This is a genomic window from Candidatus Nanogingivalaceae bacterium, from assembly GCA_015257795.3.
Lineage (GTDB): Bacteria > Patescibacteriota > Saccharimonadia > Saccharimonadales > Saccharimonadaceae > Nanogingivalis.
Genome location: CP072208.2, coordinates 493,416 through 515,443, shown reverse-complemented (window position 1 = coordinate 515,443; position 22,028 = coordinate 493,416). Strand labels below are relative to the sequence as shown.

Below are 22,028 nucleotides of genomic sequence, written 5' to 3'. Positions count from 1 at the left end.
CTGTCTGTCAATATTTTGTTTTTCTTCGCTTGCCGAATTGTTAAAACCTAACACAGAATTGGGTTATTAAGAGATATCAATGAAAAGCCAGGCGGCGGGAAACCGCCTAGCGTGAAATTTGAAAGTTTTAACTTTCAAAATGTGCTAATCGTTATTGAAAAAATCAATCATCGATTGCAGGCTCACTCATAGAGCCATTGCCTGCGAAGTTGGCAGAGCTACTTGGAGTTGTGACCCCGTTAGCTCCTGCTTCAACTGCAGGAGTGGATTGACCCACTAAACCATCGTAATGATGATTATCAGGGGTTGTTACGGCTCCATTATCGGCTACTGTTGTAGTGCCGTTAGAGTCCGTAATTGTTCCAGCTCCAGTCCATTGAGATGGTTCGCTAGTGCGAGCATCTTGTGATGGAGCAGCTGAGCTTGAGTTCGCTGGTGCTGATGGAGCAGAGTATTGCTCAGGCAAGCTAGCCTGAGAAGTTTCTGCTCCATTTTGAGATCCATCGTTTTGACCACCACCAACCGGTGCTTTGCCTTGGTTGGCTGGATCTTTACTAGGGTCTTTTTTCTCAACCTTGCTTTCGCCAGGTTTGTCTGGTTTACCAGGTTTTCCTGGTTCACTTGGTTTTCCAGGTTTGTCTGGCTTACCAGGTTTGCCTGGTTCACTTGGTTTTCCAGGTTCATTAGGCTTTGTAGGAATCTCTACTTTACCCGTTTTAACCCCGGGGATGTTATTGCTTTGCATTACTGTGTTGCCACAGTAAACAAGTACGCGATAAGAATACTTCTCAGTTGATCCTTTCGGATTTGAAACTTCGACGTATTCTTGTCCGCTGAGGTTTTGTGAGTTTTCGCTTACTACTACGTCACCTTTGCTATTAACTCCAGTGGCATAGTAATTTGAGCCCTCTTCCATTTTCTTAGAAGAGGTTTGACTCCGGGAAAGGAAAGCTTTTGTCTGATAGTAGACATCTTTTCCTTTTTCGTTGTAGTAAAGATTTCCGTCTTTACCTTTCGCGAGCCAGTCCTTGACATCAGTATTGGTATCAACAATACCGAATGTCATGGCTTTCTCTTTCAACGCAGTTGCGTTGTGGCTCATGTACTGAACCATCTCGTTAACTGCATCATTAGCGTTAGTTGAAAGAGAATCCTCTTTTGAACCGTTTGCGAACACCTTTTGTTGGGTATTTGCAATTTCGCTGTTATAGACGACAGTGTCGCCGTCGACTTTATAGTCAATAACCTGGAATTCTTCTTTTGGAAGAACCAGAGAGCTGACCGTTTTGCTGTCGGCTGCTTTGACATCGTTAGCTTTATGTTTGCCGAACATTCCTAAAACTAGAAATGCAATTACAACAACTACACAAATAGCTAATAATGCAGCCATCACCCAGTTTGTGTGAAGGCGAACAGGAGTTTCTTCCTGAGGCTCAGCTTCTTCTTCAAGCTCTTCGTTTTTAATATCACGTAGTGCTTGGAGCTGGCCTTCAAGATACGCCACTTTTTCGTCCGAAGGCTTCTTAGCCGCCTCTTCGCAAACTCTTTCTAGCCATACCTTTTCTTCGCTACTCTTGCATAGCCCTTCAAGTTGTTCTAGAATTCTGTTAATTTTTTCTGTTATAGTCATCATTTTTTGCACCATCCTTTCTATACAGATTTTATTTATTTTGGCCAAAATAAATAATGACTATTGAGGCACGATTAATACCTCATAATAACCCAATTCTTGTTAAGCTTCATTGACAAATCGTAGTGATTATGATATGTCAACTGCTAGAATTATAGCACAAAGGCAATAAAAAGTCAATACCTATATAATATAAAAGCAATAAGCGCAAGCGGTTTGTTTTTTACAAATAAAAAATACCCCAAAAAATGGGGTAGAAAAGGAAAATTTTAAATAGGAGGGAGGTTTTTAAACTCTTTTTTGCCCTCTTCTTTTTTTGGGCTTGAAGGTTTTTTTGCCTTCTTCGAAAACGCTTCCGTCACTTTTGTGGCCTTATTTTTTATGTTACTCTCGTTATAGTGTTCGAAAACAACACCTTTAAGTTTCGAAAACAGCGAAGGCTTCTTGGCTTCTTTCACATTCTTTTTGGTAGGCGTAATAAAGAATGCCAACATGATCAGAAAAATCCCAACAAGCCAATAAAGTGGTGTAGGAAGGGCATTTAGAACTAAGCCTACAAAGATTAGAGATTTAGTAAATAGCCCAGCTTCTTGCCATAATAAGCAAATTGGAAAATGCTTATCTAGCTTAACTAATACATAGAGCGTCGCGAGAACGAGTGCTCCATAGACAACTGCTAAGTTATCCACTACACCCAAAGTAACAACATTTAATAACTGCATGCAAAAGATTAGCGCATGCATCAAGAGGTTAATCATATCAACCCCTCACTTTCTATAAAAATTTTCCAGTAAAGGTACTAGAATGCTTATATAATAACATAAAAAGCGTTAAAAGTCAATATTTAGCATTTTCGAAACAAAAGAAAAAAGCTCCAGAATTGAAGCTTTTCGATATAATTTCAATTGGTGGGTGATTAGGGACTCGAACCCCAGACCCTCTCGGTGTAAACGAGATGCTCTAGCCAACTGAGCTAATCACCCGAACAATTACTATTTTAGCAGACAATTTATTTAAAGTCAACAACTTTTTTTTATTTTTTTAAAAATAAGTAATGTGCGATAAAAAATATTTAGATAAATATATATAGTCAAAAAGTTTACCGATATTATTATTAAAATTACGTCAGAAGACTCAGAGGAATGCTTTAAGATTTTAACATATTGTGAATTTAGAGATTTTTTTGATTTATGATCGTAACCCAAAAAATAAGCTAAAAATAGTTAGAAGCCAGCATTAAAATGGATTTTTTAAAAAGGGAACCACTTTATAAACTAATATGGAAAGTTCATGTGGTGAAAATTGAAAAAATAGTTTAATTATGTTAAAATAAGGTGAATTTAAGAATTGAAGGGAAAACATGAAATCAGAAAATATTCGAAATGTGGCAATTATTGCCCACGTTGACCACGGAAAGACCACTTTAGTGGATGGACTTTTAAAGCAAAGCAATACATTCCGTGAAAATCAGGCTGAAATGAGCCAAACACTCCTAATGGATTCTGGTGATCAGGAGTCGGAACGCGGAATTACTATTACCGCAAAACAAACCTCAATTTATTATGGGGATTATAAAATTAATATTATCGATACACCAGGACACGCAGATTTTTCTGGCGAGGTTGAACGCACACTAAATATGGCTGACGGTGTTATCTTGGTTGTGGATGCTCAAGAAGGACCAATGCCTCAAACGAAATTTGTGCTTTCGAAAGCTCTTGAGCTTGGTTTAAAACCTATTGTAGTTGTAAATAAAATTGATAAACCTGCGCGTCGAATTGCCGAAGTTAATGATGAGGTATCAGATCTATTCTTAGAGCTAGCAACGAACGACGATCAACTTCTTTACCCAACTTATTATGCGATTGGGCGTGATGGTAAAGCTTGGCCTGAGGTTCCAGAAAATCCAGAAGCTGAAGCAAATTTTGAACCTATTTTCGAAGCAATTATTAATGAAATTCCGGCGCCAAAAGTTGATGTTGACGGTGATTTTCAATTACTTATAACTTCTTTAACATACGATAGCTTTTTGGGCAAATATGCTATTGGGCGAATTTCTCGCGGAAAAGTTAAAGCTGGAGAACAAATTGCTCTAATTAAGCGTGATGGAACTGTTAAAAAGTCAAAAATCGATAAGCTTTTTGCGTATCGAGGGCTTCATCGTGAAGAAATTACAGAGGCTTTTGCAGGCGATATTGTTGCGATTACGGGTATTAGTGAAGCTGAAATTGGTGAAACTCTAGCCGATGTGAATAACCCTGAAGCCCTACCAACAATTGAGGTTGAAAAACCAACACTTTCGATGTATCTTGGACCAAATACAAGCCCAATGAAGGGTCGTGAAGGTGAATTTACAACTTCTCGCCAGATTGGTGATAGGCTAAAGAAAGAACTTGAAACAAATGTTTCACTTCAAGTTAAAGAAGATGGAATTGGTTTTATTGTTTCCGGTCGCGGTGAGCTACACCTTTCAGTTTTAATTGAAACTCTACGGCGTGAAGGATTTGAGTTCGAAGTTGGTCGTCCACAAGTGGTGACAATTCAGGAAGATGGTGTTGAAAAAGAGCCGGTTGAAGAATTGATCATTGAAGTTGCGCCAGAATTTGTGGGCGCAGTAAGTCAAGAAATGGGAACTCGCCGAGCAGAAATGCGTTCTCAAGAGAGTTTGCCAACAGGCGCAACGCGGTTAACGTATATTATCACTACTCGAGCCATGATTGGGCTTCGAAACTTAATGTTGACCGCAACAAAAGGTACTATTATTATGAATAGCTTACCTCATGGTTATCAAGAAATGGGAGCAAAAATCCCTTCTAGCCGAAATGGAGTTTTGATTGCTTTCGAAAAAGGAACTTCAACGCCATACGCACTACAAAGTGCGGAAAGCCGTGGAGAATTGTTTATTGGACCAGGAACTGAAGTTTATGCCGGAATGATCGTGGGGTTAAATAACCGCCAAGAAGACCTTGAAATTAATGTCGTGAAAGAAAAACATCTTACAAACATGCGTTCAAAATCTTCTGATGGCGCGGTTCAATTAACTCCGTATACTAATTTAAGCCTTGAGCAATGTATTGATTTTATTGAAGACGATGAATTGCTTGAAGTTACACCACAGAATTTGCGACTTCGAAAACGATATCTAGATTCGATTGAGCGTAAGCGCATGGCAAAAGCTGTAAAGTAAAGACTTGACAATTTAATAAAAACATTTAAAAATCGCCCCAATGATAGGAGGGCGATTTTTTGTTTTTCGAAAGCCTTAACTATTTTTCGCGACTTGTTCGTACGTTTACTGAGTAAGCGTCTTCAGATTGATTAACTCGAATAACTTTAAACAAAATATTTCCTTTCTATAATCATTTTTTGTTTTTATATTTTTATTTTTGGATGATTATGTTCATATAATAACATATTAAAAACAAAATGTCAATACTTTTTTCAAAAAAACATTAAAATATTGAATTTTAAACTTAAACGTGATAAAATTAAATTAAAATTTGCAAAATAAAAAAGGAAACATATGTTTAACAAAAAAACTATTAATGATATTGATGTGCGTGGAAAGGTTGTCCTAGTTCGCACAGACTATAATGTCCCAATTGAATATTCTGAAAATGGTGAGGCGAATATTTTGAATGATTTTAGAATTAAATCAAGCTTGCCAACACTTAAAAACCTTATTGAGCGAGGCGTTCGAAAAATTATTATTATTTCGCACATGGGTAGACCAAAAGCGGTTGAAGGAATTTCAGATTTGGATGAGCTTGAACATCTGCCTAATGGGTCTAGAAAATATTCACTACGACCAGTTTTTAATCATTTAAGGGAACTTTTAGAGGCTGAAGATTTGAATTTTCCGATGAATTTTCATACGACGCCAATTTTTCCACGTACGCGGTATTCAGTTTCTATGAAGGACGCTGACGATGATTACAAAATTGAGATGCTTGAGAATTTACGCTTTTCGAAAGGTGAAAAATCTAATTCATCAGATTTTGCAGATGCATTACTGCAAGTTACGGGAGCAGATTTATTCGTGCAAGATGGTTTTGGTGTTATTCATCGAGAACATACTTCAACGAGTGAAATCGCAAAAAAACTTCCAAGCGTGGCTGGACTATTGCTCGAAAAGGAATATCTAACTATTTCAGAAGCTTTTAGAAACCCTAAAAGGCCGTTTGTTGCAGTTATGGGTGGCGCTAAAATTTCAGATAAACTGCCTTTAATTGAAAAGTTTGTTGAGCGTGCAGATAAAATTATTGTGGCTGGCGCAATTGCAAATACTTTTTTGAAATATCTTAATGTTAAGGTTGGAAAAAGTCGAATTGAAGATGGTCAAAAGGAAGTTATCGAACAGATTTTTAGATTGGCGGAGAAGAAGGTTGGTTTTGAAGGCCTTCGAGAATTTATTATTTTACCAGAAGAAGTTGCTGTAGCGAAAGAATTTTCGAAAGATGCTGAACGAGTTGAAAAACGAGTTATCTCTGTTGCGGAAGATGAAACGATTTTAGATTTAGGTGAAAAGGCAATTCAAAAGCTTGAGAGTGAAATTTCGAAAGCTAAAATGGTTGTTTGGAATGGAACCGTTGGTTATGCTGAGTTTGAGAATTTTGCCGAAGGCTCACGCCGAACATGTTTGCAAATTTCGAAATCTACAAGAGATAATGGCATGAAGTCGATTGTAGGTGGTGGTGATACGTCGGCTTTCGCGCTAAATTGGTCAAATCAAAATCCTGAAATTGCTGATTTTTCACTAATTTCAACTGGCGGTGGTGCGGCTTTAGAGTTAATGAGTGGCGAAATTTTACCAGGATTTGAAGTTCTGGAAGATAAAGCATAAGAATTTACAAAAATAAAATAAAATGTTAAAATAAGGGTATTATGAACAAAAAACTTGTTATCGCCAACTGGAAAATGAATTTAAACATGCAAGAGTCGAGTATTTTCTTGCATAAATTAAGTGAAAAAGTTCAAGCTCATCGTGGGATGGAAGTTATTCTTGCACCGTCAACTTTTACGCTTCAATCTTTAAGTCTACAAATCAATCATCGTCAATTTAAACTTGCTGCTCAGAATTTCTATTGGCGCGACCACGGTGCTTTTACTGGTGAAGTTTCAATTTCTCAACTTCGAGGAATTGTGCAATATGCGCTTGTTGGACATTCCGAGAGGCGGAATATTTTTCACGAAACAGATAAGGATATTCGTGCGAAAGTTGCAGCAGCTATTAGGAATAATATTCGTCCGATTCTCTGCATCGGTGAAACTTCAGACGAACGGAACCATGATGAAACAAATCTAGTATTGAACGATCAGCTGCTGGGTGGGCTTGCGAATGTTTCGAGTGAAGATATTTCGAAAGTTATTATCGCTTATGAACCAGTTTGGGCGATTGGAACTGGAGTAAATGCTAATCCAGATGATATTCGAAAAGCTGTAAAAACTATCAGAAATCAAATTAAAAATTTGTATGGAGCAAAAACTGCCGAAGAGATTCAAGTGGTCTATGGTGGAAGTGTTCAGCCGGAATTTGCGACAGACTATGCTAAAATTAAAGGTGTTGATGGGTTGTTAATTGGTGGTGCAAGCCTAAGCGTTGAAAAGTTTGTACAGATTACTCAAAAAGTTTTTGAAACAATAAAATAAAAGGAAAAATATGAGAGATATAGATTTTGAAGAATTAGATAAAGCGGTTGGAAGCTATCTTGAAAATGGAGTTGTTCCAAACACACAGAATAAGAGTAATTTTGCGGGCACAGTAAATTATTCTGAAAATTTAGCAGACCATAAAGAGATGGTTTTTGCTCGAAAAGCTCCAAGATCTGCAGACCAACTTCATCAAAACACAGAAGAAAAACGCAACGAAACTATTAAAAATGATATTCGAAATGTAGACATACAGAGTGCGAGAATAGAGAAAAAAACAGTTGCAAAAAAGACCAAAGTCCGAATTTTAGATGATTTTAGCGCTCCGGTTTCACCAGAACATCACCGAGACAATTTTGGCATGCCTTTTTCTCAAAAGGAAGATAAAATTGCTTTCGAAAGTCCAGTTTTGGAAACTTATGGTGGAGAAAAGCCGGTTCGAAATATAAAAAGAATGGAGAATTCTCCAATTAGAAAAAGGAGTGTTGTTAGATTAGAAAAACGTTCTGAGCGAAAAGAGACAAAACTGTCTCAAGAAGAACAATCGAAAAAACAGCAAGTAACTAATATTGAAGAAAAAACAGCTGTAATCCCGGACCGAGCAAAATTTTATGCAGGTGTTTATAATATTGGTGAAGATGATAATAATTTAAGATTTTTCCACGGCGATCGAGCTATTGAGGTTCCAGAGAGAAAAAATATTAAGCCAACTATAAATACCTCAAAGATTGAGACCGAGCCAACTTTCGAAAAAGTTATGCCAGAGATTGGAAGCGGCGATAACCAAGAGGATGATATTATTCCAATTCATAAAGAAGATGATGTTAAAGATCTTTCGGAAAGCAAAAATCGGATTATTTTTGAAGATAAAAAAGATATCGAGGAAAAAGACCAGACTAATAAGCTAGATGTCAATAAGGAAGAAACAGATCAGCTGGTGAAAAAGTCTGAAAATCATGATAAGGTTATAATTCAGACTGTTGATAAAAATATAGATCAACCAAAAACGCCTTTTGTTCAAAATCCTCAAATCGAGAAAAGACCTTTGGGAATGAGACAGGGTCAAGATCAACAAAAAAGTTTTGAGTTTAAAAAGATTACATTAAACCAAAGTCAAAAGCCAACAATCGTTAAAGAGTTGAGACAAGCTAAATCAACTACACCAATTCTTGCAAGTGATGAGTACTCGGCGCCAATAAAGCGTCGAAAGAAATCTGGCTGGGGAATTGTTATTGCGATAATTGCTATAATGATCTTTGGAGCAGCGGCTGGATTTGCGGCATATTGGTTTACCTTTCAATAAGATAAAAAAATAAACAGGTTAGATTGGGCCTGTTTATTTTTTAATGAAAATATGTTAAAATATCTTCTATGAATGCACAAGAAATCCGAAAAGCTTATTTAGAATTTTGCCAAAAAAATGGACACAGAGTAATTAAAAGGGCTTCTTTGATTTTAAAAGATGACCCAACGACTTTATTTACGGGAAGTGGAATGCAGCCACTTTTACCGTATCTTTTAGGTAAAAAACATCCAGATGGAGTACGGTTAACAGATAGTCAAACATGTTTGCGTGCACAAGATATTGATGATGTTGGCGATAATCGGCACACAACTTTTTTTGAGATGTTAGGAAACTGGTCTCTTGGCGATTACTTTAAAGAGCAACAAATTCGGCAATTTTTTGAGTTTTTAACGGATGTGGTTGGTCTAGATCCTTCAAAGATTTACGTATCTTGTTTTATTGGAAATAAAAAATACAATATCCCCCGTGACGATGAGTCTGCAAAAATTTGGCAAAAGGTTTTTGCGGAAAAAGGAATTGATGCGAAAATTGTTGAGCTTGATACTGCCGAAAATGGTGACAAGCTTGGTCTTCAAGGTGGTCGAATATTCTTTTATAACGATAAAGAAAACTGGTGGAGTCGTGGTGGTGGATTAGATACTACACCAATCGGGGATCCATGTGGTCCAGACTCCGAAGTGTTTTATGATTTCGGTGAAGAAAATCATGATGCTAGCTTTGGAGAAGCTCATCCTGCAAGTGACAGCGGTCGATTTATGGAAATTGGTAACCAGGTGTTTATGCAGTATCGCCGTCTCGAGGATGGCTCTTTCGAACCTCTTGAACACAAGAATGTTGATTTTGGTGGTGGGTTGGAACGAATCGCCGCAGCTAAAATTGATAGCCCAGATGTTTTCCAGATTAGTTTAATGAAACCGATTATTGATAAAATCGAAGAAATAAGTGGTAAAAAATACGATGAAAACACTGCTTCAATGCGCGTAATTGCAGATCATCTTCGAAGTGCGGCTTTTTTGGCGGTTGATGGATGCACGCCTTCAAACAAAGAGCAAGGCTATGTTATGCGAAAGTTTATTCGTCGCGCAATGGCTAAAGCTTTCGATTTAGGAATTGAAGATAATTTCGTGGAACAAATCATTCCAGTTATTGTTGATATTTATGCTCCAGATTATCAAGAAGTTGCTGAAAAGGGTGATGAAATTATTGCCGTAATGGTGAAGGAAGAAAAAGCCTTCCGTCGAACACTTCGAAAAGGATTGCGTGAACTTGAGAAGTTTTCAAAAGATGGATTAACGGGCGTAGAACTATTTCAATTGTATGACACTTTTGGTTTTCCGCTTGAGCTCTCTACCGAAGAGGCTGTTCGTCGAAGTATCTCTCTTTCAGAAAATTGGCAGGAAGAATTCAACACTAAGATGAAAGAACAACGTGAGCGTTCGCAAACAGCTTCGAAGGGTAAGTTTAAAGGTGGGCTTGAAGGTCAAACTCTTGAACATCGCAAGCTTCACACAGCTACACATTTAATGAATGCGGCTTTACATAATATGTTTGAAGGGCAAATTGCGCAAAAGGGTTCAAATATCAATACAGATCGTTTACGATTTGATTTTACATTTGACCGTAAGCTGACAGATGAAGAGAAAAAGCAAATTGAAGATACGGTGAATGAACAAATATCGAAAGGCTTAGAAGTTTCTTGGGCGGAATATCCAACGGATTACGCATTAAACGAACTAAAAGCGATCGGTGTGTTTGGAGATAAATACGGTGAAACCGTAAAAGTGTATACAATGAAGGCTGAAGGTGAAAAACCTTTCAGTGTAGAAATATGTGGTGGTCCACATGTTGATAATACTAGAGAATTGGCAGAAGGCGGTAAGAAGTTTAAAATTGTTAAAGAACAATCTTCAAGTGCTGGAGTACGTCGAATTAAAGCGATTCTTCAATAAAAGAATAAGTGTACTGTATGTACACTTATTTAGTATAAAAATTTGCAAAAAAAGCATAAAAGCTTTATAATAGTTTTAAGATGTTATTCAAGAATAAACAAAGAGAAGATTTAAACGATAATCATATCGTTGCGCTTGATATTGGAACTGAATTCGTGAAGGCTCTTGTAGCCGAGATTCACGATGATGAAATTCGTGTGATCGGTGTTGGTCGTGCGAGGCAAGAAGTCTCTGATATGCATTCAGGCGCTATTGCTGATATTGCGAGCGTTGTTCAGAACTGTGAAACTGCACTAATTGAAGCAGAAGATCAGGCTGAAATTCAAGCAAAAAAGGCTGTGATAGGAATAGCCGGAGAGCTAGTGAAAGGTGCGACGAATACTATAAAATACCGTCGACCTCAACCAAATCGACCGCTTGATGAGGCAGAAATGGAATTTATTATCGATAAAATTCAAGAACGCGCTCAGCTTAAGGCACAGAGAGAAATTGCTCTCGAAACAGGAAATCAAGAAGCTGAAATTAAGCTAGTTAATTCAGCTATTGTGGGTATTCATATAGATGGATATAAAGTTTCAAATCCAATTGGTTTTCAAGGTAAAGATGTCTCAATCCAGATATATACAGCTTTTGCACCAACGGTTCATATTGGTGCTATTGAACGTGTTGCGAATGAGCTGGCTCTTGACTTAATTGCAGTTGCTGCTGAACCTTTTGCTGTAGCTAGAAGTGTTGTTGGATCGGATTCTTCAAGTAGTTTCACGGCTATTTTAGCTGATGTAGGTGGTGGAACGACAGATATTGCAGTTGTTAATGACGGCGGTGTTGAAGGTACTAAGATGTTTGGGATTGGCGGAAGAAGTTTTACTAATCAGATTGCTAATGAAATGGGGCTGTCATACAAAAATGCTGAAAAGCTTAAAGTTAACCTTTCAAACGATAAACTTAAGTCTAATATTGCGCAACAAGCAATCGATGCAATCGAAAACACTCTTGATGTTTGGGTTTCGGGTGTTGAACTTGCTTTAAGTGATTTTGAAAATATTGATTATCTTCCTTCGAGAATTTTGCTTTGTGGCGGTGGGTCTAGCCTAGCGTCTTTGACTGAGCGTCTCGAAAATAGTGACTGGTGGAAAGAGTTGCCATTCAATAAAAAACCTACGGTTAAACATATAAAACCAGAAGAAGTCTCTGGCGTCGTAGATGAATCTGGAAAAATAAACGACCATACGTTTATTACCGCAATGGGACTATTGCGAGTCGGTTATGACACTTATAGTTCTGATGAAAATGCGAGTGAAAATTTCAGAGATAAGCTAAATAGAATTTTGCGAACTTAAAGAGGTAGAAAATGAGTGAAAAAACTACAAAAGATGTAATTTATGTTGATGTAGAAGACGATATTACAGATGTTGTAAATAAAATAAAATCTTCGAAAGAACGGATTATTGCGATTGTCCCACCGAAAAGCTTGGGTGTTTTTCGAAGCGCTGTAAATATCAGGTTACTATCTCGTACCGCCCAGAAAGCCGATAAAAAGATAGTTTTTGTTACAAATAACTCAGCTTTAAAAACTATGTCGGCTGCAGCAAAAATACCTGTAGCAAAAACATTGCAAAGTAAGCCTGAAATTCCAGAAATTGATATTCTTGAGGTTGATGGTGATGATGTTATTGATGGTGAGAGCCTACCAATCTCAGAGTTTAGCGGTCCAAGTCCAGAAGAAAAAGAGGCGGAACTTCTTGAAAACTTAGATATTGATGACAATAAAAATTTCAATAAGGTTAAGCCGGATTTAAAGAATGCGAAAACTAATAAAGCTAAAAAGAATATAAAAGTTCCAGATTTTTCAAAATTCAGGAAGAAGATTTTTATTATTGCTGGTGCCGTTTCGTTGTTTTTGATTTTTATAGTCTGGGCGATGTTCTTTGCTCCGTTTGCGGATATTGTAATTACTGCAAAAACTTCGACAAGTAGTATTAAAGGTGTTTCTAAGGTTTCGAATGTTGCTTCCAATGAAACGATTCTTTCAAAAACAGAGACTGTAAATAAAACTCGTGAAGTAACATTTGATGCGACCGGAACTAGAGAAGAAGGGGAGGCAGCATCTGGAACTTTGACTCTTTCACAAAGTGGCGATAGTGACCCGGTGACTATCGTGCAAGGTTCAGCTTTTTCAGCTGGTCAATGTAATTTTGTAACAACTTCGGATGTAACAATCCCAGGGGCAAAAATTAAGGGTGGTTCTATTTCTGCTGGAAGTGCGACTGTCGGTATTAAAGCCACAGTAATTGGTGAACAATGTAACTTAGAGGCGCAAAAATATACATCTTCGATTGGTGATATATCTGCTCGTGGTGGCCAATTATCTGGTGGAAGCAAGAAAACATTAAAAGTTGTGTCTCAAGCTGATATAAACAACGCTAAAGCTAAACTGAACGCCGAAGGAATTGATTCGATTAAGTCAGAGTTAAAATCAAAATTTGACAACAATTATACGATTCTAGAAGATAGTTTTTCGGCTAAAGACGGGGAATCTTCTTCATCTGTGGCCGTAAATCAAGAGGCGCCAAATGGTAAGGCAACACTAAAGATGACATCAATCTATTCAATTACTGCTTTTGAAAACAATAGTATCAAAACAGCAATTGATTCTTTAGCTAAAGAAAAGGTTAGTGCTGCAAATAACCAGAAGATTTATGATTATGGAATAAAAAACGCTAACTTCACTAAGTTTAATGGAAGTAGTGTAGAAATTGCTGCAAATGTTAAGATTGGTCCAACGATTAATACTGATGAACTTAAGGAAAAAATTAAGGGTAAAAAATCTGGAGAAGTACGAAGCTTAATTAGCTCTACGGAAGGAGTTCAAAATGTTGACGTTAAATTCTCTTTCTTCTGGGTCAACTCCGTACCAAAAGATAGTAAAAAAATAAAGATTGAGTTTACGGTTAATAAATAATGAAATCACTAAAGCTTATGGCTCTCGATGTCGGCACGAAAAGAATTGGTATTGCTGTTGCTGATTCGGCAATTAAAATAGCAATACCTCTAATAACTATCGATAATGATGAGACTCAAGAATCAGCCATAAAACAAATTATTCAATTAATTTCAAAAGAAGAAATTGATATACTTGTAGTTGGTTTACCTAGGAATCAGAGTGGTGAAGAAACACCGCAAAGTGTCTATACGAAAGAATTTGTAGAAAATTTTAAATATGCTGTAGATAAAATTAGCTTCCAGGATGAAAGTTTAACAAGTATTCAGGCTGAAAATAGATTGAAAAGCTACGGCAAGCCTTATTCAAAGGGTGATATTGACATGAATGCCGCTTCGATTATTTTGCAAGACTATTTAGAGGAGAATTTTTAATGAATATGATATCGGATTTTTCGACTGGAAGTAGCCAAAAAGAATCTGAACCTATCGAAAAACGTGCAGAAAAAGTTATTGAGAAAATAACACAACAAGAAAAAGAGATTGTTCCTTTGTTAAAGAAAGAGCAAAAGAGGAGAAGAAGGAATCGAAAATTCCTTATTTCAGCAATTTTAATAGTTTGTGTTTTGGCTTTTTCGGCGACACTTTACGTAAACTATAATTTGGCAATCAATCATAGATCTAAGAGTACAGAAAAAGTTGATTTTACAGTTAATCCTGGTGATTCTATAGATGTAGTAGCGAAAAATCTTGCAAAAGATAAGCTAATTATTTCTAAGAATTCGTTAATTTTCTACGCAAGAATGAATAATAAAAGGAATATTTTAGCAGGTAAATACCAATTATCTGCTAATATGACGATACCGGAAATTTTGGAAGTTTTAAATAAGGGCCAAGTTAATACTAGTTTTAATGTGACTTTCTTGCCTGGTGGAACAGTTAAGATGGCTAAAGCTACACTTTCAAAAATTGGTTATTCAAATAATGAGATCAACCAAGCTTTCTCGAAAGATTATTCGAGTGAATTTCCTAAGCTGTTTGCTGGTAAAGATAAAAATACAGATCTAGAGGGATTTTTATACGGAGAGACGCACAACTTTAAAAAAGATACAAAGGTTGAAGATATTTTAAGGCGATTTTTTACGGATTTTGAAAATCAGGTTGTTAGTTTAAACCTTGAGGGTAAATTCAAGAAGAAGGGGCTAACTCTCTATGAAGGAATTACACTTGCGTCAATAGTGCAGAAGGAAACGTTAAATGATTTTGAGGACCAACAAAAGGTGGCAGGAGTATTTTATAATAGGCTTAAAAAAGAAATGACTCTTGGCTCTGATGTGACCTATCAGTATATTGCTGATAAACTTGGAATTGAAAGATCTCCAAATCTAGATAACCCGTATAATCTTAGAAAAAATACAGGGTTAACTCCTTCGCCTATTGCTACCCCAGGAATATCGGCTCTAAAAGCTACTGCGGATCCGATTGAGCATAGCTATATATTCTTTTTGAGTGGTGATGATGATAAAACATACTATGGAAAGACTAGCTTAGAGCATCAAGAAAATATAGATAAATATTGCAAAAAGAAATGTCAGATTTTATGATTAAGCTTGACATTATGAGGGATATTTGTTAAAATTTTATATGTAAATTAATATAAGGACTTATTTCTTGATGGGTTTTTATATTGAGGCACCTACCAGAAAATACCGTAAGGACAATCGTTTAACTATAATATTAATAAAAAGGTCGACATCTTGTTTATTTTCGGAAGAAAGGGTATTATTAAGGTAGTTGCATCACAGTAATGTGTTTGCGGGAGAAAGATTATTTGTAGTCGAAAAAAAGGAGTGAAAACTCCTGAAATTGAAATCATACAAGATCAGAAGCGATCGGATTCAAAAATATTAAAGATAATAAATATTTTAAGTAAGAAATCTACCGTTGTTTACTCTTCTATTTTTATTATTGTTATTATGGTTGCTGTTTTTAGTTCTAAACAGCCCGAAGTACAAGATACTACAGAGTTAAACAATAAGGTTGAAACGAGTAAGGTAGAAACTTCACAGAAGAGTGATTTAGGTGGTAGCCGCTCTGTAGCAGATAAGGTAACAGAGTCTGGGGTTATTGCAAATTTAGCTGAGTCTGCAGACCTGGCTGTTGCTCCTTCTACTGCGAGCTTGTCTACTTCTACAGCAATTTTGCAAGACGCCCCTCAAGTTATCTCTTCTGTAGAGAAGCCTAAAGTTCTTGAAGTTTCTTCGGAAAAGCGAGATATCGTTAAATATCGAACTGAAACTGAGGAAGTTATTCGGGCTATTGCTGATAAATATGGTATTACAGCACAAACTATAAAATGGGTTAACAACCTCAAGGGCGATAAAGTTGAAGCAGGGAAAGAGTTGCGTATCTTGCCTGTTGACGGGATTGTCTATATCGTAAAACCTGGGGATACCCTTAAAAGTATCGTAGATAAATATCAGGCGAATGCTGAAAGGGTTGTATCTTACAATAAGTTAAAAGACAATGAAGACCCTAAAGTTGGTGTTGAGATTGTTATTCCTGGTGGTATTCTTCCTGAGGAAGAAAGGCCAGACTACTCACCAAAAACGAAACTTGCAACTAATAGCTATTCAAAATCTTCAGTAAGATCTTCGTCAACCTCTTCTTCAAGCAGCAGCTCAGTTACTCTGTCTGCTAACTATAATGTTAAAGCGGGCAATGCGTATGCTTGGGGAAACTGTACTTGGTATGCCTACAATAGGCGTCCAGATATTGGAAGTTTCTGGGGAAATGCTTCGACTTGGGCGGTTAGTGCTCGAGCTGCTGGATATAGAGTAGATCAGACTCCTACCGTGGGTGCTATTGCTCAATGGAATGCTTATGCAAATTCTTATATTTGGGGATATGGTCACGTTGCTATTGTTGAGGCTGTTAACGGTGATGGTACTATTACTATTTCAGACATGAATTATGCCGGAAAATTAAATGTAGTATCAACACGAACTATTTCAGCAAGTAGTGTTTCGAACTTTATTCACTAAAAATTAAAATAGATGCTCCTAAGGGGTGTCTATTTTAAAATAGACTTTTATTAATAGATATGGTATAATATTATTTATGTTTGTAGATACAGCTAAAATCTTTGTTCAGGCTGGCCGTGGTGGAAATGGTGCGGTTAGTTTTAGGCGTGAACTATATATCGAAAAAGGTGGCCCTGATGGTGGCGATGGTGGTCGTGGTGGTGATGTTATTTTTCGGGCAACCAAAGACTTAAATACGCTTTTAAATTTTCGATACAAACCAGAGCTTAAAGCTAAAAATGGTGAAAGTGGTTCAAAGCGCAATAAGACAGGAAAATCGGGTGAACCGTTAATTGTAAAAGTTCCGGTTGGGACTATAGTTAAGCGAGATAATGAGGTTTTGGCTGATTTAAAGTTTGACGGAGAAGAGGTTATAATTGCTCGTGGCGGCGATGGTGGTTTTGGTAATGCGCACTTTAAGTCTTCTGTTCGTCAAACTCCTCGGGTTGCGGAGTTGGGTGAAGCCGGTGAATCTTTTGAGGCTGATTTAGAACTAAAGTTGCTTGCTGATGTTGGACTGGTTGGTTTTCCTAATGCTGGAAAATCAACATTTTTAAGCGTAGTTTCAAATGCTCGTCCAGAAATCGCAAACTATGCTTTTACAACTTTAACACCAAATCTTGGTGTAGCAGAAATTGATGGCTCAAATTTATTGATAGCGGATATTCCGGGCTTAATTGAAGGGGCTAGCGAAGGAAAAGGCTTAGGTGATGCTTTTCTGCGCCATGTTGAGCGAACTAGTGTTTTATTACATTTAATTGATGTTTATGAAGAAAAACCAGACGAGCAATATAGAATTATTCGTGAAGAACTAAAAAAATACCAACCAGAACTATTAAATAGACCTGAGATTATCGCTTTAACTAAAACAGAAGGAATGGATACTGAAATTATCGATTTCCAGATTTCGAAACTTCGCAAGGTTGCTGGCGATTCTCAAATTTTTGCGATTTCTTCAAGCGCACATCAGGGTTTGAAAGAAGTTCTTCGCGCTCTTCGAAAACAAGTTGAAGATTTTAGAAGTTTTCAAAATGAGGCAGAAGATAACGAAGAAGATGAAGATATTACTATTATTTCACTTTCGAAAGAGGATATCAATAAAGCTTGGTTTGTTGAATTTAATGAAGAAGAGGGTGTTTATGAAGTGTTTGGGGATAAAATTGAGAAATTTGCTCGAAGAACTAACTTTATGAATATTCATGGCGTAAATCGTTTGCGAGATATTTTGCGGAAAATGGGAATTGAACACGAGCTTCGTCGAATGGGCGCAGAAAACTCAAGCATAATTTCAATTTCGGGCAATCAATTTGAACTAGTTGACTCGAATTGGGAAGACTAAAGTATAGGACGTACTTTACGGTTATATTTTGCTAGAAATTAAATTTTTTCGCAACATGTATTAAATCTGCAGTTGATATTTTATCGAGAATATCTAAAGATTCTTGATAATCTCGAACTTTTCCGTAAGTGAAAAATTCTTCACGATAAAAATTTACGATTCTTTCGGTTGATTCGCGAGTTATTTTTTCGCTATTTTTGATATTTTGTTTAATCACTTCAAAAGCTTGAACGTCAATTTTATTATTTTTGACTTTCGAAAACTCCTCATTGATTATTTTTTTGAGTTTGTTTTTGTTCTCTGGTTTAATTTTTGAGCCAATCACAAAGAAGGGGTGGTTTCGGATTGTATTGAGGTGAGGACTAAAATTAATCCCATATAAAATACCCGTATTCCTTCCTCGTAAAAAGGCTTTGCCAATTTTTGGGCGAAAAAGATACGACATTAAAATATGAAATGCAGCTCGCTCTTTTTCGGTTAAAGGCTGGTTTGTATGAAAAATTTTACAGATTTCATCAACAGTTTTTGAATTATGAAGTGTTGAAAAATCTTTTTGATTGATTGTGAGAAGATTTATAGTTGGTGCTTTTCCTGACGGCAGATTTATTTTGTCAATCTCTTTAATAAAATATTCAAGTTCAGTATCTGAAAAATCAGCGCAAATAATTATTCGAAGATTATTTTTAACGTAGTTTTTACGATAAAATTCCTGAATATCTGTAAGATTTATAGATTTCAGTTCGCTAAGATGTTTTTCTTTGTCTTTTATGTCCGGAAAAGTTTCTTTTAAAGCCTTCTCGAAAATTTGAATCGATGGCTTTATGGATTTATTTGTAATTTCAGTTTCAACGATTTTCTTTTGGATTTCAAAATCTTCTTGAGAGCTTGGTATTTTTGAAATTGAATTTACTAAAATATCAAAACATTCTTTTGAAAACTCTTTTGGTGATGTGATAAAAAACCTTGTTCGCTCGTAGAAAGTGTTGGCGTTTGAATAGGCGCCAAATCTTAAGAATTTTTCGCTAGTTTCTTTTGGAAAAGTAGCAAATAGGTGTTCTAAAATATGTGGAACTTGTGATTTTTGCGAATGATTATAACCTGCATTAAAGTTGAATTCTAGATGAAAAGTATTAGGGTTTGAGTTTTTTATATAGAGTAGCTCTATATCGTTAATGATCGTTCTTTTTGCTTTCATATAAAATCCTTTCCTAGACAAAAGTTTATTTAGTCTATAAAATTATAACATAACTACAAGACAAAACCGCTAAGAAGCAAAGAAAAATTGAAAAAAATACCAGGATAGAGTAAAATATAACCATGAAGACTTTCTTTTTTTATGATCTTGAAACAAGCGGCTTTAGCCCGCAAAACGATCGAATTATGCAATTTGCAGGACAACGAACGGATGAAAATTTAAATAGAATTGGTGAACCTATTAATATTTTAGTAAAACTTAACGATGACGTTTTGCCGAGCCCGAGTGCATTAATGGTTACAAAAATTAGCCCACAAAAAACAATCGAAGAAGGTTATACTGAAGCCGAATTTTCGAAAATGCTAGTAGAGGATTTTTTTACATCGGATACGGTAATAGTTGGTTATAATAATGTGCGGTTCGACGATGTCCATATTCAGCATCTTTTGTGGAGAAATTTTTATCCACCATATGATTGGCAATGGAAGGAAAATCGTTCTCGATGGGATTTGCTAGATGTTGTGCGTATGATACGTGCGCTTCGGCCTGAAGGTATTAATTGGCCTTTTATTGAGAATGGTAAAACTGGTGAGAAATTTGCTTCAAATAAACTTGAACTTTTAACTAAGGAAAATGGAATTTCTCACGAGAATGCTCATGATGCGCTAAGTGATGTTGATGGATTAATAGATGTAGCACGATTGTTAAAAGAGAAACAGCCACAGATTTTTGGGTATTTATTTAAGATGCGCTCAAAAAATGAAGTTCAAAAAATGATCAACCTTGAAAACCCAAAACCATTTTTGTATACATCGGGTCGTTTTAAAGTTGAGTTTGAAAAAACTACAGCCGCTTTTCCAATTGCTCCAGCTAAGAACAAAAATGTGATTGTTTGGGATTTACGCTTTTCTCCAGAAGATTTTCTTGATTGGAGTGCTGAACAAATTTTAGAGAACATTACGGCAGATTTCGAAACTCGTTCACAAGCAGACTTTAAGCCGATTGCGGCAAAAATTCTACAATACAATAAATGTCCAGCAGTTGCTCCAATTGGTGTTTTGAACGAGGAAAACCAAGAGAGGCTAAATCTTAAGTTAGCAGATATTCAAAAAAACTTAGACTTATTGCGAAAAAATCCTCATTTTACAGAAAATATTCGATCTGCTTTCGAAAAGAGAGATGAAATTTCGAAAGAGCGACATGAAAATATTAGCTTATCTCCTGAGGCTCGACTTTTTGAGGGCTTTTTATCGAGAAGTGATGAAATTAAAGCCGAGGCTGTTCGAAATTCTACCGCTCGAGAGCTAGCTGATTTTCATCCTGATTTTAACGACGAACGATTAAACGGTTTGCTGCTTCACTATAAAGCTAGAAGTTTTCCAAAGAGTTTAAGTTCTCAAGAAAAAGAGTTATGGGAAGAATATCGTGCGAAGAATTTGAAAAAAATGCTTCCAAAATTTATGAAAGAATTTCAAGAGGCTGCAACAAGAGAGAATTTAAGTACGCAAGAGCAATTTATTTTGGAAGATATTAAGCTGTGGCTTGAAAATGTTTTACCAGACTTAGAGAGCTAATCTTTTAGCTTTTTAGAAATTTCATGAGACCATTCGGCTTGTTTTAAATTCTTAAAGTCGTTGTTAGCTGATTTCTTAAAATCTATTATTTCTTGCGGCAAAAAGCCTTTTTTATGTTGAAAACCAGCCTTCCATTCATAATCTTTAGTATAGCCAAGATCTTTGGTGATTTTTGAGGTTGAATTTCGAAGATGTAAGGGTATTTGCGCGTGCGGAAACTCTCTGACGAGTTCATAAGATTGGTACATTAGACCAGTTGTTTCTCGAGATTTTTTACTTTTCGAAAGTGCGGTTGCACAATGAAAGAGAATATATTTAGCTTCTGGCATGCCAACTTTTTCTACTGCTTCGAAAGTTGAATTTGCTAAGGTGATTGCTCCATTTCCAGCAAGACCAATATCTTCGCTAGCAAAAATAATCATTCGGCGAGCGATGAATTTTGGATCTTCGCCAGATTTTAACATTTTGGCAAGATAAAAACATGCGGCTTCCGCGTCGCTTCCGCGCATACTTTTTATAAAAGCCGAAATTGTATCATAATGGTCATCGCCGTTTTTGTCATAAGCTAAAAGCGGAGAATTGATCGATTCTTTGAGGGTTTCGAGAGTTATGTGCTTTTTTTCGAAATTCAAGATAAGCTCAAGATTTCCCAGAGCGGTGCGTGCATCACCATGACTTATTTTTGCAAGAAGTTCTAAGGCGTTATTCTCTATTTTTGTGTTTGGTGATATTTTTGCTAGTGTTTTCGTGATTATTTCTGATATTTCAGAAAGAGATAATGGTTTAAGAGTTAAAATTCGACTACGAGAAATTAATGGGGTAATAATTTCAAAGCTAGGATTTTCGGTAGTTGCTCCGATAAGATTTATTAAACCACTTTCAATATGAGGAAGAAAAGCATCCTGCTGCGATTTGTTGAAACGGTGGATTTCATCAACAAAAAGAATTGTTCGAATTCCAAGATTCCAATTTTGGCGTGCATGCTCAACAACCTTTTCGATATCTTTTTTTCCGCTAGTTACGGCGGACATTTCAATGAAATCGGCATTAACTTCGTTTGCTAGAATTCGTGATAATGTTGTTTTTCCGGTTCCAGCTGGCCCCCAAAAAATTAAACTGATAGGCTCTTTATTTTCGATTATTTTTCGTAAAATTCCATTTTCGCCAATTAGGTGCTTCTGACCAATAACTTCACTGAGTTTTTGCGGGCGCATTTTTTCTGCGAGCGGAATTTTTGGCTGATAGTTCATATTAAAAATATTATAGCATTTTTGAAAATAATTATCAAAAAATGCAATCTCTAAAATTGAAAAAAACATTAAAATATGGTATCATTTAAAGATAAAATTGAAGAAACAAGGAA

At 36.3% G+C, this 22,028-nt stretch carries 16 protein-coding genes and 1 tRNA gene; 12 read left to right on the top strand and 5 right to left on the bottom strand.

All coding sequences use genetic code 11. The annotated features are described in order from the left end of the window. Positions 1-163: 163 nt before the first annotated feature. From HXK94_03465 to HXK94_002670, 3 genes are all read right to left on the bottom strand, one after another. Positions 164-1,633, bottom strand: coding sequence for a collagen-like protein (locus tag HXK94_03465; GenBank protein ID QXT26400.1), 1,470 nt, complete (start codon positions 1,631-1,633; stop codon positions 164-166). Positions 1,634-1,899: 266 nt separating this feature from the next. Next, entirely contained in the window at positions 1,900-2,388 is a 489-nt protein-coding gene (locus HXK94_002675; protein QTI96152.1) for a hypothetical protein, read from the bottom strand. A gap of 148 nt (positions 2,389-2,536) precedes the next feature. Next, a tRNA-Val gene (locus tag HXK94_002670) sits at positions 2,537-2,613 on the bottom strand. 377 nt (positions 2,614-2,990) lie between these two features. Here HXK94_002670 and typA point away from each other — a divergent pair. The 11 genes from typA (at position 2,991) to obgE (ending at position 17,896) form a co-directional block, all read left to right on the top strand. Continuing rightward, complete coding sequence (typA, locus tag HXK94_002665) at positions 2,991-4,817, top strand: translational GTPase TypA (protein ID QTI96151.1); 1,827 nt, start codon at positions 2,991-2,993, stop codon at positions 4,815-4,817. Between the two features lie 336 nt (positions 4,818-5,153). Then, complete coding sequence (pgk, locus tag HXK94_002660) at positions 5,154-6,473, top strand: phosphoglycerate kinase (GenBank protein QTI96150.1); 1,320 nt, start codon at positions 5,154-5,156, stop codon at positions 6,471-6,473. Positions 6,474-6,514: 41 nt separating this feature from the next. Then, complete coding sequence (gene tpiA / locus HXK94_002655; protein QTI96149.1) at positions 6,515-7,279, top strand: triose-phosphate isomerase; 765 nt, start codon at positions 6,515-6,517, stop codon at positions 7,277-7,279. A gap of 10 nt (positions 7,280-7,289) precedes the next feature. Continuing rightward, positions 7,290-8,582, top strand: coding sequence for a hypothetical protein (locus HXK94_002650; GenBank protein QTI96148.1), 1,293 nt, complete (start codon positions 7,290-7,292; stop codon positions 8,580-8,582). 68 nt (positions 8,583-8,650) lie between these two features. Then, the gene (locus HXK94_002645) at positions 8,651-10,534 is read left to right on the top strand and encodes a hypothetical protein (protein QTI96147.1); all 1,884 of its coding nucleotides are present in this window, start codon (positions 8,651-8,653) and stop codon (positions 10,532-10,534) included. A gap of 80 nt (positions 10,535-10,614) precedes the next feature. Beyond that, the gene (gene pilM / locus HXK94_002640) at positions 10,615-11,874 is read left to right on the top strand and encodes a pilus assembly protein PilM (GenBank protein QTI96146.1); all 1,260 of its coding nucleotides are present in this window, start codon (positions 10,615-10,617) and stop codon (positions 11,872-11,874) included. A gap of 11 nt (positions 11,875-11,885) precedes the next feature. Further along, positions 11,886-13,496 (top strand): baseplate J/gp47 family protein, encoded by a 1,611-nt coding sequence (locus HXK94_002635; protein QTI96145.1) that lies wholly within the window; start codon positions 11,886-11,888, stop codon positions 13,494-13,496. After that, the gene (gene ruvX / locus HXK94_002630; GenBank protein ID QTI96144.1) at positions 13,496-13,909 is read left to right on the top strand and encodes a Holliday junction resolvase RuvX; all 414 of its coding nucleotides are present in this window, start codon (positions 13,496-13,498) and stop codon (positions 13,907-13,909) included. The genes HXK94_002635 and ruvX overlap by 1 nt, the downstream gene beginning before the upstream one ends. Continuing rightward, positions 13,909-15,078, top strand: a complete 1,170-nt coding sequence (gene mltG / locus HXK94_002625) for an endolytic transglycosylase MltG (protein ID QTI96143.1) — start codon at positions 13,909-13,911, stop codon at positions 15,076-15,078. Before ruvX ends, mltG begins: the two co-directional genes overlap by 1 nt. Before the next feature lie 246 nt (positions 15,079-15,324). After that, a complete protein-coding gene (locus HXK94_002620; protein QTI96142.1) occupies positions 15,325-16,518 on the top strand; it encodes a CHAP domain-containing protein in 1,194 nt (397 codons plus the stop codon). A 76-nt stretch (positions 16,519-16,594) separates the two neighbouring features. Next, the gene (gene obgE / locus HXK94_002615) at positions 16,595-17,896 is read left to right on the top strand and encodes a GTPase ObgE (protein ID QTI96141.1); all 1,302 of its coding nucleotides are present in this window, start codon (positions 16,595-16,597) and stop codon (positions 17,894-17,896) included. Between the two features lie 31 nt (positions 17,897-17,927). On the opposite strand, the gene HXK94_002610 is transcribed toward obgE, so the two are convergent. Continuing rightward, positions 17,928-19,091, bottom strand: a complete 1,164-nt coding sequence (locus HXK94_002610; GenBank protein ID QTI96140.1) for an insulinase family protein — start codon at positions 19,089-19,091, stop codon at positions 17,928-17,930. Between the two features lie 122 nt (positions 19,092-19,213). Here HXK94_002610 and sbcB point away from each other — a divergent pair, with 122 nt between their 5' ends. After that, the gene (gene sbcB, locus HXK94_002605; protein QTI96139.1) at positions 19,214-20,665 is read left to right on the top strand and encodes an exodeoxyribonuclease I; all 1,452 of its coding nucleotides are present in this window, start codon (positions 19,214-19,216) and stop codon (positions 20,663-20,665) included. Here the strand turns inward: sbcB and HXK94_002600 are convergent. Then, positions 20,662-21,984 (bottom strand): replication-associated recombination protein A, encoded by a 1,323-nt coding sequence (locus tag HXK94_002600; protein ID QTI96138.1) that lies wholly within the window; start codon positions 21,982-21,984, stop codon positions 20,662-20,664. The two genes, sbcB and HXK94_002600, sit on opposite strands and share 4 nt — an antisense overlap. Positions 21,985-22,028 lie beyond the last annotated feature (44 nt).

Excerpts from the sequence above, each read along its gene's own strand:
- ruvX (QTI96144.1), top strand. The coding sequence starts at position 13,496 with ATGAAATCACTAAAGCTTATGGCTCTCGATGTCGGCACGAAAAGAATT.
- HXK94_002650 (QTI96148.1), top strand. The coding sequence starts at position 7,290 with ATGAGAGATATAGATTTTGAAGAATTAGATAAAGCGGTTGGAAGCTAT.
- HXK94_002635 (QTI96145.1), top strand. The coding sequence starts at position 11,886 with ATGAGTGAAAAAACTACAAAAGATGTAATTTATGTTGATGTAGAAGAC.
- mltG (QTI96143.1), top strand. The coding sequence starts at position 13,909 with ATGAATATGATATCGGATTTTTCGACTGGAAGTAGCCAAAAAGAATCT.
- HXK94_002645 (QTI96147.1), top strand. The coding sequence starts at position 8,651 with ATGAATGCACAAGAAATCCGAAAAGCTTATTTAGAATTTTGCCAAAAA.
- pilM (QTI96146.1), top strand. The coding sequence starts at position 10,615 with ATGTTATTCAAGAATAAACAAAGAGAAGATTTAAACGATAATCATATC.
- HXK94_002600 (QTI96138.1), bottom strand. The coding sequence starts at position 21,984 with ATGTTTTTTTCAATTTTAGAGATTGCATTTTTTGATAATTATTTTCAA.
- pgk (QTI96150.1), top strand. The coding sequence starts at position 5,154 with ATGTTTAACAAAAAAACTATTAATGATATTGATGTGCGTGGAAAGGTT.
- HXK94_002675 (QTI96152.1), bottom strand. The coding sequence starts at position 2,388 with ATGATTAACCTCTTGATGCATGCGCTAATCTTTTGCATGCAGTTATTA.
- HXK94_002610 (QTI96140.1), bottom strand. The coding sequence starts at position 19,091 with ATGAAAGCAAAAAGAACGATCATTAACGATATAGAGCTACTCTATATA.
- tpiA (QTI96149.1), top strand. The coding sequence starts at position 6,515 with ATGAACAAAAAACTTGTTATCGCCAACTGGAAAATGAATTTAAACATG.
- sbcB (QTI96139.1), top strand. The coding sequence starts at position 19,214 with ATGAAGACTTTCTTTTTTTATGATCTTGAAACAAGCGGCTTTAGCCCG.
- typA (QTI96151.1), top strand. The coding sequence starts at position 2,991 with ATGAAATCAGAAAATATTCGAAATGTGGCAATTATTGCCCACGTTGAC.
- HXK94_03465 (QXT26400.1), bottom strand. The coding sequence starts at position 1,633 with ATGATGACTATAACAGAAAAAATTAACAGAATTCTAGAACAACTTGAA.
- obgE (QTI96141.1), top strand. The coding sequence starts at position 16,595 with ATGTTTGTAGATACAGCTAAAATCTTTGTTCAGGCTGGCCGTGGTGGA.